This is a genomic window from Marasmitruncus massiliensis (assembly GCF_900186535.1).
GTDB lineage: Bacteria > Bacillota > Clostridia > Oscillospirales > Ruminococcaceae > Anaerotruncus > Anaerotruncus massiliensis_A.
This window is the reverse complement of record NZ_FYDE01000004.1, coordinates 157297-170703: the sequence shown is the minus strand read 5'-3', so window position 1 is coordinate 170703 and position 13407 is coordinate 157297. Positions and strand designations below refer to the sequence as shown.

Annotated in this window: 9 protein-coding genes, 1 pseudogene and 1 CRISPR repeat array (1 of these 11 only partly in view); of the genes and pseudogenes, 6 read left to right on the top strand and 4 right to left on the bottom strand. The window is 49.7% G+C overall.

Annotation, left to right across the window (positions count from 1 at the left end; translation table 11 throughout):
* Window positions 1-217 precede the first annotated feature (217 nt).
* From C1A10_RS04725 to C1A10_RS04710, 4 genes and pseudogenes are all read left to right on the top strand, one after another.
* Window positions 218-1675: a sodium:solute symporter family protein gene (locus C1A10_RS04725; RefSeq protein ID WP_101909015.1), complete on the top strand. Its 1458-nt coding sequence runs from the start codon at window positions 218-220 to the stop codon at window positions 1673-1675.
* 80 nt (window positions 1676-1755) lie between these two features.
* Window positions 1756-1863 (top strand): annotated as a pseudogene (locus C1A10_RS18405) (IS3 family transposase); the annotation flags it as partial.
* Between the two features lie 754 nt (window positions 1864-2617).
* On the top strand, window positions 2618-5674 hold the full coding sequence (locus C1A10_RS18920; RefSeq protein ID WP_479724264.1) for a hypothetical protein: 3057 nt from the start codon (window positions 2618-2620) through the stop codon (window positions 5672-5674).
* A gap of 185 nt (window positions 5675-5859) precedes the next feature.
* A complete protein-coding gene (locus tag C1A10_RS04710) occupies window positions 5860-6165 on the top strand; it encodes a hypothetical protein (protein WP_101909159.1) in 306 nt (101 codons plus the stop codon).
* 330 nt (window positions 6166-6495) lie between these two features.
* Here C1A10_RS04710 and C1A10_RS04705 read toward each other — a convergent pair whose 3' ends face one another.
* Both C1A10_RS04705 and C1A10_RS04700 read right to left on the bottom strand, forming a co-directional pair.
* Entirely contained in the window at window positions 6496-7011 is a 516-nt protein-coding gene (locus C1A10_RS04705; RefSeq protein ID WP_101909158.1) for a peptide-methionine (S)-S-oxide reductase, read from the bottom strand.
* A 156-nt stretch (window positions 7012-7167) separates the two neighbouring features.
* Window positions 7168-7995, bottom strand: coding sequence for a TrmH family RNA methyltransferase (locus tag C1A10_RS04700; protein WP_101909157.1), 828 nt, complete (start codon window positions 7993-7995; stop codon window positions 7168-7170).
* Between the two features lie 107 nt (window positions 7996-8102).
* Between C1A10_RS04700 and C1A10_RS18730 the strand changes: the two genes are divergently transcribed.
* The gene (locus tag C1A10_RS18730; RefSeq protein ID WP_242968833.1) at window positions 8103-8396 is read left to right on the top strand and encodes a site-specific integrase; all 294 of its coding nucleotides are present in this window, start codon (window positions 8103-8105) and stop codon (window positions 8394-8396) included.
* Window positions 8397-8435: 39 nt separating this feature from the next.
* A complete protein-coding gene (locus C1A10_RS18725) occupies window positions 8436-9035 on the top strand; it encodes a tyrosine-type recombinase/integrase (RefSeq protein WP_341456897.1) in 600 nt (199 codons plus the stop codon).
* Window positions 9036-9188: 153 nt separating this feature from the next.
* Here C1A10_RS18725 and C1A10_RS18390 read toward each other — a convergent pair whose 3' ends face one another.
* On the bottom strand, window positions 9189-9329 hold the full coding sequence (locus C1A10_RS18390) for a hypothetical protein (protein ID WP_180950990.1): 141 nt from the start codon (window positions 9327-9329) through the stop codon (window positions 9189-9191).
* A gap of 244 nt (window positions 9330-9573) precedes the next feature.
* A complete protein-coding gene (locus C1A10_RS04690) occupies window positions 9574-10539 on the bottom strand; it encodes a helix-turn-helix transcriptional regulator (protein WP_101909156.1) in 966 nt (321 codons plus the stop codon).
* 262 nt (window positions 10540-10801) lie between these two features.
* Window positions 10802-13407: direct repeats of the CRISPR family, unit length 32 nt; unit sequence ATTTCAATCCACGCTCCCGCGCGGGGAGCGAC; it runs 231 nt beyond the window's last position.

The window sequence follows — 13407 nt, the reverse complement described above, 5'->3', positions numbered from 1 at the left end:
AAATAATTGCCGGGCAGTCAAGAGGAACGGACGCCATGCGCGGAAGACTGTCTGCCAAGTGTTTTTCATATTTGGCAGCTTTTTTGCAGAAACGGAGATTTATATCCCGGCAGGAGGGTGATATATTTATTATTAGGAGCAGGGCTGCAAAGGAAGAGAAGAGGCGGGTGCCTGCACCGCGCCGCAGCTCGGCCAAGGCTTTAGGAGGAGGAATATTATGCACGCAAATATCATCGTAACCATCATCGTCGTTGTCTATCTATTGGTCATGCTGTGGATCGGCTGGTACTCTTCAACCAAGGTTTCCAGCAACACGGACTTCATGGTGGCGGGCCGCCGCCTGGGGCCTCTTCTGATGGCGGGTACTTTGGCCGCGACGGAAATTGGCGGTGGAAGTTCTCTTGGTGTTGTGCAAAACGGCATGTCAGGCTATGGTCTGAGTGCCGCGTGGTACATCATTGCAATGGGTCTGGCGTTTATCATTCTGAGCTTTGTGGCACCTAAGTTCCGGGCGGCAACCGTAAAAACCGTGCCCGAATACTTCCGCAGGAGATATGGGAAGTCCTGCGGCATTATAACGTCCGTTATCATGCTCCTACCCCTGATTGGACTGACAGCCGGACAGTTCATCGCCTCAGCAGTCATTCTCTCCACCATGCTGAGCATTAACTATCAGGTGGCGGTCATTATCGTGGCCGTGGTAGTGACGGTCTACTCGATCATGGGCGGTCTTTGGAGTGTTACGCTGACTGACTTTGTACAGGTATTTTTGATCGTATTCGGCATGATTATTGCCGTTCCCTTTGCCTTGAAAGACGCGGGCGGTTGGGCAAATGTAACTGCCAATATCCCCGCAGGGACTTTGGACCTTTTCCAGGGCTATGATCTGTTCGGCATCATTTCCCTCGTGGTAATGTATACCGCGACCTTCTCTGTGGGACAGGAAGCTGTTTCCCGCTTCTACGCGGCCAAGAACGAAAACACGGCTAAGGCCGGTGCCTGGCTAGCGGCACTGATTAACTTCATCTACGCTTTCATTCCCACCATTTTGGGGATTATTACCTTGGCTCTTATTAACATGGGCAGATTTGACGCGGCTCAGTTTGAATCGGTAGGCGCCAGATATGCGCTGCCCGTACTGGCCATGCATACGATGCCCGCGCTGATCTGCGGCCTGCTTTTTTCCGGAATTATTTCAGCGACCATGTCCAGCTCTGACTCCGATCTGCTGGGTGCGGGCTCAATCTTCGCAAACGACATATACAAAGCAGTGCTTAAGCCTGACGCAACCAGCGAGCAGGTGATGCGGGTTACCAAAATTGTGATGTGCCTTGTGGGAGTAGCCTCCATGTTCATCGCGCTGTTCAATACCAGCAGTATCGTTTCGATTCTGATGTTCTGCTTTACCCTGCGGGCCGCAGGATCTTTCTTCCCCTACGTGATGGGGCATTACTGGAAAAAGGCATCCACTGCCGGCACAATTGCCTCTTTGCTGGCCGGCACTTTAGTGGTTGTCTATCTGGAGCACATCTCCAAGGGAATGTTGTTTGGGATCAAGTTCAGTCAGCCCGTGATCCCCGGTCTGGTGGCAGCGTTCATCTGCTTTATCGTATTCTCGCTCCTGATGCCGCCGAAGGTGGAAAGCACAGAGCTTACCCCAGAGGAAGACGACTAGCCCGGCGCATTGGACTAACACTGATGGGGAGACAAGCATAAAGCTTGCCTCCCCGTTTTATTATACTTTTTTGCAAGCTCCAACTGGCTGACTATGTGAACTGGTTCAACAAACATAGAATCCATTCATCTTTGGGGTATCTTATCCCCTACCAATTCAAGTCGAATAACCTTAAAAAAGTTGTTTAGCTTTCTGTTAACAATTCATTCTTCACTAAATGTTCGGCGCTCTCTCCGCTCGGCAATGTTATTACGTCTCCTTTTTAACTATTCTAACATGACCTTATTTTTTCTGTTCAATTAAGTAGCCGATTCAATTTACAGTGCTCCAGCCTGTCCATCAAATTGGGTATAGTTTACAGATGATCTTCCGGTAACATCTTCACTTACTGATTCATGGCTTGTCTTTGCTTTCGATCTTTATGATACTCTGGATGACAGTACGAAGTGGCCCACTATTACATATTATGTTATACAATTCTAATTACCATTGTGATTTCTGATCTAATTGGAAGTCGGTATGAATTGGTTTTCCAATAATATGGAGGTGTAATATACAATGAGTTTCAAAGTATTACAAATAGAGCGATTAGCCGCAGGTAGTGTCAATGTGAATGAAAACGTGATTTTTGACATTCCAGTCGTTTCGTCAGGTGACATCAGTTACGACGAAACAACTGGAATGATCACTCTAAACGCGGCTGGAATATATGAATTTGATTGGTGGGTGACAACACAGTCAACGAGTTCTGCAAATGGAACAGTATTCGCGTTATCTTCATCACAGGGCGACTTTCTTGAAGGCAATTCCCCCCTCAAAGTTGGAGAGGTCGTTGGTATCAGTACTATTAATGTCATAACAGCTCCTGTAACGGTTTCACTGATTAATGCAAGTACGGATATCGTATATTATTCCGCGATAGTTCCCGTTACCGCAACGCTTGTGGTTTTAGCGTGTGATGCTGCGTCCGTAGGACCTACCGGTCCAACCGGCAACACTGGCCCGACTGGCGACACTGGCCCGACTGGCGATACCGGACCTACCGGCGACACTGGTTCAACTGGCGATACCGGACCTACCGGCGGCACTGGATCAACCGGCGATACCGGCCCTACCGGACCTACTGGTGATACCGGTCCCACTGGCGGCACTGGACCTACCGGCGGCACTGGACCTACCGGCGGCACTGGACCTACCGGCGGCACTGGACCTACTGGTGGCACTGGCCCGACTGGCGATACAGGTCCCACCGGTGACACAGGTCCTACCGGGGATACAGGATCTACCGGAGACACTGGGCCTACCGGTGACACCGGAGCAACTGGTGATACCGGTCCGACTGGCGATACTGGTCCAACTGGCGATACCGGATCTATCGGCGCAACCGGTGACACCGGCGCAACCGGTGACACCGGAGCAACTGGTGATACCGGTCCGACTGGCAATACTGGTCCAACGGGCGATACCGGACCGACTGGTGATACCGGACCAACTGGTGATACCGGCCCGACTGGTGATACTGGGCCTACCGGTGACACTGGGCCTGCCGGCGTTACCGGATCTACCGGCGCAACCGGTGACACCGGGCCCACTGGCGATTCAGGTCCCATCGGTGACACTGGACCCACTGGTAACACTGGACCCATTGGCGATACCGGTCCTACCGGGGATACCGGTCCTACCGGGGATACAGGCCCTACCGGCGAGACCGGGCCAACCGGAGATACCGGACCAACTGGTGACTCTGGACCGACTGGCGACACTGGTTCGACTGGCGACACCGGACCGACTGGCGACACTGGACCTACCGGTCCAACTGGTGAAACCGGGTCTACTGGTGACACCGGCCCTACCGGCGATACCGGACCGACTGGTGATACCGGACCAACTGGAGATATCGGACCAACCGGCGACACTGGACCTACCGGCGACACTGGACCAACTGGTGACTCTGGTCCTACTGGGCCTACCGGCCCAGCTGGCAACACCGGACCGACCGGCGAAACTGGCCCGACTGGCAACACCGGACCGACTGGTGATACTGGTTCGATTGGCGATACCGGACCAACTGGTGACACTGGCCCGACTGGCGACACAGGCCCGATTGGTGATACAGGACCTACCGGCGATACTGGCCCAACTGGGGACACCGGACCCACTGGCGATACTGGGCCTACCGGTGACACTGGGCCTGCCGGCGATACCGGATCTACCGGCGCAACCGGTGACACCGGACCGACTGGTGATACCGGACCGACTGGTGATACCGGACCAACTGGTGATACCGGACCAACCGGCAACACCGGACCGACTGGTGATACCGGACCGACTGGTGATACCGGACCAACTGGTGATACCGGACCAACCGGCAACACCGGACCGACTGGCGACACGGGTCCTACCGGTAACACCGGCCCAACCGGCGGCACTGGACCTACCGGTGATACTGGACCTATCGGAGATACGGGTCCTACCGGGCCTACTGGTGAAACCGGGCCTACTGGTGAAACCGGCCCTACCGGCGATACCGGACCAACTGGTGATATCGGACCAACCGGCGACACTGGACCTACCGGTGACACCGGGCCTACCGGAGATACCGGACCAACTGGTGACACCGGACCAACTGGTGACACTGGGCCTACCGGTGACACTGGCCCTACCGGTGACACCGGGCCAACCGGAGATACCGGACCAACTGGTGACTCTGGACCCACCGGTAACACTGGACCCACTGGTGACACCGGACCTACCGGGGATACAGGCCCTACCGGGGATACAGGCCCTACCGGCGACACCGGGCCAACCGGAGATACCGGACCGACTGGCGACACTGGACCTAGCGGCGGCACTGGACCTACCGGTGATACTGGGCCTATCGGAGATACGGGTCCTACTGGGCCTACCGGTCCAACTGGTGAAACCGGGTCTACTGGTGACACCGGCCCTACCGGCGATACCGGACCGACTGGTGATACCGGACCAACTGGTGATACCGGACCAACTGGTGATACCGGACCTGTCGGTCCTGCGGGAGGTGATACGGGGGATACAGGCCCCACCGGTGACACGGGTCCAACAGGCGCCACAGGGCCAACAGGTGATACAGGGCCAACAGGCGCACCAGGCCCAGTGGGCGGTGATACGGGCGATACCGGTCCGACTGGCGATACCGGTCCGACTGGCGATACCGGTCCGACTGGTGACACTGGACCGACTGGTGACACAGGGCCAATAGGGCCAACAGGTGATATTGGTCCGACAGGCGCAACTGGTCCGACGGGCACGTTTGAACCCAACCCATTTGCAGTTTTTGTTCAAGCAGGAGCGGTTGGCGGAGACGGCACACAAGCTAATCCATTCGGAACGATACAACAAGGCGTAGCAGCTGTATCACCAACAGGAACTGTTCACGTACTGGGAGGAACTTATCCTGTTACTTCGTCAATAGCAATTAATAAAGCAGGAGTAACATTAAAAGGATATCCCAGCACACTGGTACAATTGCAAGCTGCGGTAATTCCTTTTCTAGTTACCGGAAATGGCGTAACCATTGAGGGATTGACGATTACCAGTGACAACCCGTATGCTGTTGAGTTTATACAATTGGGCGGTACGAATCACAAGCTGGTCAACAACGTAATTTTTGGACCTCCTCAGGCAGGACCGTCGACCGGTTGGGTCGTAAACCGCGGATTTCTCACGCAGGCAAATAACATGACGAATTTAATCGTTCAAAACAACATTTTTAATTTTCTGAGACAGCCCGCTTATTTGAATCCGAATACAACCGGCCATATTATAGATAATGTGGTTTATAACACACGCGGGTTCGTGGTGGACAGAGCGGTTTTCGTCCTTTCGGGCAACTCTTGGGGCAGTCCGGAGAATGCGGTCGATATTGCGCTGCTGGTGGGTACGATTGCAGGACCGCCCTATGATCCCTTAACTGATTTGGCTCTTAATAACAGCGACGCTTCCATCAGCGATCAGAGATAGGAGAGTATTCAGAACAGAAGCGGCAGGAGATCGCTCTTACAGTATCTTTTCGATTTGGGGAGATACTAAATAATGATTTTGGATAAGAACGGAGATCCACTGTACTCGGATGTAAAAACGCTCATATTAATTCAGTGTCAGTGCCATACAACGCTAAATGACCGCCTTAAATCAGGCGGTCATTTTTGATCGATACCTCTTACCTGCTGCGAAAATTTTTAACCTTTCCGCTCGGAGAATACATCTGCCAGCCACTGCTGTGCCAGCGGAATTCAGGTCGCCACATGCGGGTCGGCGTGGCGGTTTTCCAGCGGGCGCGCCGTGGGAACCAAACGAATAAATGTGCAGTTCGGCGGGCACACCAAACTTTATCCGCTGCTGAAAAAACAGAAGACTATTCTGTACAGAAACACTTTCATCCGGCACGGCGTGCCATAATACAGCTCACCGCACAGAAACCTATTGATTGGCCGGAGAAAAGCCGAAGCTAAAATACTTCATTTGTTTACCCTTTTCCACAGCAAGAGAGCCCCTTGATCAGATATTCTTGCTTACTTATTATAGAATGATGTTTGTCTCAAAGAAAAATCCATGATACACTAATGGTATTCTGATTGTTTATATTTGACGAAAGAAAATAGGTGAATACTATGGTTGAAACAATATATGTAATTCCGATTCCTGGAATAGTGAGTGTGTTGTTAATTACATATCCTATAATCAGTGGGACAAGAGTCAACAATATCAGAATACTTTTTTCACACGCTTTCTCCTTGTGAATTAGAAATAGGGTTGGATATATCCTAAACATAATGCGCAACTCAAACTTCTTGCGAACTTCTGAGTCTGCTCATAACATTGGGTTGCAAATATTTGCGTAATAATTCTTCGGGAATATGACAATAGTCATTAGGGCATCTATCTAATCTATCTTGATGTTCATCTGCACTTTTAACGTAATTCATAAGTGGAAGGACTTCTACTACAATTTTGTCCCTATCTGCTCTTTCTGTTATATAATTCTTGGCATCTTCCAAATGTCGAGGCACTTTACTATATACGCCTGTGCGGTATTTTTTTCCCACATCATTACCTTGTCTATTCACACTGTAAGGATCTATAATCTCAAAAAAATAATCCATTAGTTGAGAAACAGATACAATTTCAGGGTCAAATTCTGTTTTTACGCATTCAGCATAACCATCATACTCTCCTTCAAGAGTATTTGAATAACCATTTGCTCGACCTGCTTGAGTAGTAATGACACCTTTTAGTGTTTTGATAAATGCCTGTACACCCCATAGACAGCCACCTGCGAAATATATTGTTTCAACCATAGTAACCACCTGTTTTCTTTCGTCAAATATAAATAATTAGCTTATGTCCCCACTGTCCCATAAACATACTGCGCAATTTAAATAAAGCCAATTGGCATTGCTTTACGTCGAATCTGAGTTACCCCGACAAAGCGGCTCTCACTATCATATGAAAGCTTACCGGACTCTGAGTTGCCAGAAGGCGACAGCGCTGGCTGCAGCAACGTTCAGAGAGTCTACATGGTGGGACATAGGGATGCGCGCGGTATAATCGCATTCAACAATCGTGCAAGGCTCTAGTCCATTGCCTTCTGTACCCAGTACGATAGCAAGCTTCTCCTCTGCCATAAGCTGCGGAGTATCTATGCTAACAGCAGTATCACTTAAAGCCATGGCAACGGTCTTAAAGCCCAACCTTCGCAAACGTTCGATGCCCGATTGCGGCCACTCCGAGGGTTTATTGCCAATATGGGTCCATGGCACCTGGAAGATGGTACCCATGCTGACCCTCACCGCACGCCGTAACAGTGGGTCACTGCATGAGGGCGTAACCAGCACGGCATCAATATTAAGCGCCGCAGCCGAGCGAAAAATAGCACCTACATTGGTAGAGTCAGCAATACCTTCCAGTATAGCCACTCGACGTGCTCCGGCACACAGCTCCTCAACACCGGGTAGTTGGGGGCGGCGCATGGCACACAGCACGCCGCGATTCAACTGAAAGCCGGTCAGTCCTGCCAACAGCTTGTTATCAGCAGTATAAACAGGGATGTTTCCGCAGCGGGTGATGACGTTATGTGCCTGCCCAGCAATATGTTTGCGCTCCACCAAAAGTGAAAGGGGTTCGCATCCGGCATCGAGGGCAAGCCCGATCACTTTTGGGCTCTCCGCAATGAAGATACCCTCCTCCGGCTCAATCCGGCTTCGCAGCTGCGCTTCCGTCAGGCGTGCAAAGACGTCCAAATCAGGCGATGAAAAATCACGTATCTCTATGATGTTTGACATAAGATCTCCTAAACTCGAATTTATCGTTTTTAATCCACTTCTGTTCTTATGGACACAGAGTCTATGCTTTCAGTATGTTGTCAAAACTCAAACTGAGGGGTGATAATATGCAGTCAGATAAATCTTGCGCCGTCGTAGAGCATTATCTTGCCTACTTAAAAACTGTCAAAGGCCGAAGTCCAAATACCATTTTGGAATACCGCGTGGATCTTCTGCAATTTTTTCGGTTTACAGCAAATGAAAGAGGAATTTCTTTTGCTGACTTCCACTTTGCAGATCTGGGATTTATTCGTTCAATCCAGCTTGGTGATATGTATGCCTTCTTGGCCTATTGCCAAGAAACGCTGAACGCAGCTCCAAATACCAGATATAGAAAAATCGTTTCAATCAGACAGTTTTAGAAACATCTCAAGACGAAAGCTCATTTACTTGATAACAACATTGCCGAGGAACTAGAGACCCCTAAGCTTCCAAAGCGAAACACCCGTTCTTTAACGTTAGAGGAATCGGTTCGGCTGCTTATTCAAGCAAAGTCCTGTTCCGCCCGCGATAATTGTATTATCACTATTTTTCTCAACTGCGCGCTACGCTTGTCCGAGCTGGAATCACTAAATATTGATCAAGTTGGTTCCGATGTCATCTCCATTATTGGCAAAGGAAATAAAGAGCGTAAGATTTATCTGACAACAGCGGTTAAGCAATCTTTGACTCAATGGATCTCTATTCGTACCACTATACAAGTTAAGACTAATGCACTATTTATATCTCGGAATAAAGGACGTCTCACAGCACGATCAATTCAAAACGTTGTAAAGAAACACATTATTGGCGCAGGCATTAACCCAGAAGGCCTATCAACTCATAAATTGCGCCACACAGCTGCTACACTCATGTATAAATATGGGCATGTAGATATTCGATCACTTCAACAAATCCTTGGGCACGAGAGCATTGCAACGACGGAGATCTATACCCATATAGATGATCGTCAGTTGCAAGCAGCCGTGAACTCCAATCGTTTGGCCATGATGTTCAGTTGAACATCATGGCTTAAACATAATGGGAAACTTAAAACATTTGTCACATCGGCAGATTATATGGGTGACACGAAATCACCATAAATTGAAATATTAAGCACTAATCTTTCTCAACATAATTGTCAGGTACTCTTTCCCAAGTATTACATTTTCGTCCTACGGACCGTTTGAATTCTCTAAATAGTGCTGATGAATCAAAACTAGAACCGGGCAGTACTTTTCCACTGACTCTTTCAAAGCTTTTTTCATTTCAAAACTTAAACTATCAATAATCTCTTCAATTTTTAAACTTGCCATAATAAAGCTCTCCCTTCATTTATATTGTTAGTACATCAAATCCAAGTAATTGCCAACATAGATTTTTATTGTTCTTAAATATGAGCCATAATTAATGTTGTAAACATTATGCGAAACTCAAATCTACTTCTGAGCTATCCAGTTTGCTCATAATTAGTCATTCAGACAGCCCACAAACTTAGAATTTATATTTCCTGTTTAACTTTCTTGTTAGAGAAAATTGTGGGTAGAAAGTAGATCTTATTTACTTGCGTACTGGTCTGATATACTTGAAAAATCGTTCCGGATCATGATACATGTAAATAATTCTGCCGGGAGAGGTATCAAAGCGATACCCTGTACCTGAAAAATCAAAAGTTGACATAGCCGTTTCTATCTTTTCCTCCACGCTGCGATTTTCCTGCTCATAATCGAACGGCCCATACTCAAAAACAAGATACTCGGCCTCGGGAATATCAATCAAGAGCATTTGTGGCGGTACTTCGCCTGCATAATCAGCAGGAAGACGCACGCCATAGCATTCTGTGCGCAGAAATCCCCAATCGCAGAGTCTGCCCTCCGCATCACTGATATACGCCATAATCTGACCGCTGCCGCTGTTCACTTCGCTCCCGCCATCGTCATCCAATTTACCCTTGATACTATCCAGCAAGCCGCAGATAGTTTCGCAGTCCTGTCCCGGAATCAGGCTTTGCTTTTGCCAAAAATCCCAATATCCATTGCTTTCATAGTTTTTAATATGCAGAAACTTGTGTGCAGGAATGGTTACAAAGTAAATTTTAACATCGTCCGTAGATTTCATCATGCCAATCTCTCCAAATCCAAAAAAGTAGCGGTCGAAAGGATTGATTTTTGTACGAAGAACGACAGGCTCAGGCTTTTTCCGGTATTCACTTGGCGTTACACCATAGGTCCCCTTAAACGCTCTTGTAAAAGCCTCGTGGGATGAAAAGCCATAACCAAAAGCAATATCCAAAAGGCTTTTTTCACTGTCTCGCACTTCTTTGAGCGCAAAAGCCAATTTTCTATGCCGCAGATAATCCCGAAACTGCATACCCGATATATCCTTGAATTTTCTGGTAGTATAAAATTCCGAATAACTCAACTTGCGGGAAAGAAACCGTAGTGTCAGAGCTTCATTGTGATGATGTCTGATACATTCGTCTATTTCATCCACGATTATTTGAATCTGCTTGTGCCACTCGTACATTTATCGGTTCACCTCGTTTCAACTGCCCTGCGTTCATTATAAAGGAATAAACAGAGTACGGCTTGATTTTACTTGCTCTTCTCTCTAACAGTCAATTCCTGCTTTTCTTGCCTGACTGCAAAGCTGCCTTACAGGAAGTGTATAGTTCTTCCCGTCTTTTATGAAGTGTGTGCCACATTGCCTGAATTCAAAATGTGTATTCGTATTGATGCATTGCAGGGAGCGACTGGGTATGCAGAGTGCGCCGGTGAGATTTCGGACAATTTCAATCCACGCTCCCGCGCGGGGAGCGACATGGTATCAGGATTCGTACGGAAGAAGTCAACCTATTTCAATCCACGCTCCCGCGCGGGGAGCGACTATGGTGTATCTTGTATAATTCAAAAGCTTTGTCCTATTTCAATCCACGCTCCCGCGCGGGGAGCGACTCACGCAAGCATCCAGTTTTATAAATCCCTCTTAATTTCAATCCACGCTCCCGCGCGGGGAGCGACAAGAATCAATATGAATTTCTTTTTGTGCCAGTTCGATTTCAATCCACGCTCCCGCGCGGGGAGCGACATGTAATGGTAAAAATTCGTCATACAGTTCGCTATTTCAATCCACGCTCCCGCGCGGGGAGCGACTTTGTACGCCGCGCTTGGCGTGTGGTGACAAGTCTCTATTTCAATCCACGCTCCCGCGCGGGGAGCGACTTAAACACACATCTATTGGCTTGCCAACCAATTTAATTTCAATCCACGCTCCCGCGCGGGGAGCGACAATTTTTCAGCCATCTCATATCCACTGATAATGTATTTCAATCCACGCTCCCGCGCGGGGAGCGACGAAATGATATTTGACATGTACACACTGATACCGATTTCAATCCACGCTCCCGCGCGGGGAGCGACACCGGACGTATTCCATTTTCCGTTTGGAGGTTCAGATTTCAATCCACGCTCCCGCGCGGGGAGCGACATGGTTTCTTAGAGATCATTAACCAAACATACCTCATTTCAATCCACGCTCCCGCGCGGGGAGCGACAATCGTTATCATGCATCTGTAGCCATGCCTTAATGATTTCAATCCACGCTCCCGCGCGGGGAGCGACAGCTTCTGCATTGTGTTACATTTACCAATAAACCAATTTCAATCCACGCTCCCGCGCGGGGAGCGACCTCATTAAACCAATCGTTAAAATAGCCATTAGACGATTTCAATCCACGCTCCCGCGCGGGGAGCGACCATGGCTATCACTCTCTTTCTGCTCTTCCTCTTCATTTCAATCCACGCTCCCGCGCGGGGAGCGACGTTCCATATGGTTTTAAAACCCTCATACATTCTGATTTCAATCCACGCTCCCGCGCGGGGAGCGACCCCGCGTAATCGCTGACGCAACAAACGCATGTGCTATTTCAATCCACGCTCCCGCGCGGGGAGCGACCTAACTGCGGTCATGATTTTTACCCATTCTTTAAGGATTTCAATCCACGCTCCCGCGCGGGGAGCGACAACTATCCAGCGCACAGCAAAATTTACTATTACAATTTCAATCCACGCTCCCGCGCGGGGAGCGACTTATGCTTTTAACTGATGTTAAAACCCCTTATCCCAATTTCAATCCACGCTCCCGCGCGGGGAGCGACGGAGAATCTTTTCTCATACATGAAAGGAATCCTTGATTTCAATCCACGCTCCCGCGCGGGGAGCGACGCTCACGCCGCCCCGCTGTAACACATTTCTCGCTATTTCAATCCACGCTCCCGCGCGGGGAGCGACCCTTAATATTAACAGCATTCCCGCCGACTTCCAATTTCAATCCACGCTCCCGCGCGGGGAGCGACACTAAGGTTGAGCCGTTGGGCAAGAGGAGGAAAATTTCAATCCACGCTCCCGCGCGGGGAGCGACCCGGCCGCGGCCGCTCGCGCTGACAATCGCGTCCAAATTTCAATCCACGCTCCCGCGCGGGGAGCGACCCGCCAGTCTTTCATGATATAATCAGCTTTGTCATAATGATTTCAATCCACGCTCCCGCGCGGGGAGCGACTATAAATATATTTTTTAAAGGAGTGTTATTCATATTTCAATCCACGCTCCCGCGCGGGGAGCGACTTCTTCGTCCTCTGAACCGGACTCTTCTTCATCAATTTCAATCCACGCTCCCGCGCGGGGAGCGACCATTACAGGCCGGGGCTGGTATTGCTCCGGCAGGATTTCAATCCACGCTCCCGCGCGGGGAGCGACATCACTGGCGATTAGCGCATACGTACAAAGGACGAATTTCAATCCACGCTCCCGCGCGGGGAGCGACGTTGATGTGATTGCACATATTTTTAGTTATATTAATTTCAATCCACGCTCCCGCGCGGGGAGCGACTCACTGATTCCGATTTCCGGAGCTTCACCGGATGATTTCAATCCACGCTCCCGCGCGGGGAGCGACGGCGAAGGAGAACCCGCACCGGCTGACGAAATTCAGATTTCAATCCACGCTCCCGCGCGGGGAGCGACCTTAAAAAATACGGCCGCACTTCTGACGGAATCAAAATTTCAATCCACGCTCCCGCGCGGGGAGCGACCGGAGATGGAAATTGTGCTGTTTTAACAATAAGCGATTTCAATCCACGCTCCCGCGCGGGGAGCGACCCGATGCAAATTTAACCCCACAAGACATTCTTAATTTCAATCCACGCTCCCGCGCGGGGAGCGACGTCGTAATACCAGTTTCCAGCTTCGTCTTGCTCTAGATTTCAATCCACGCTCCCGCGCGGGGAGCGACCTCCGATTGGTGTAAATGGAGTTGTCCCGCCTTTGGATTTCAATCCACGCTCCCGCGCGGGGAGCGACAGTTGGCGGCTATGGGGCAATCTGGCGGGGCTTCGAT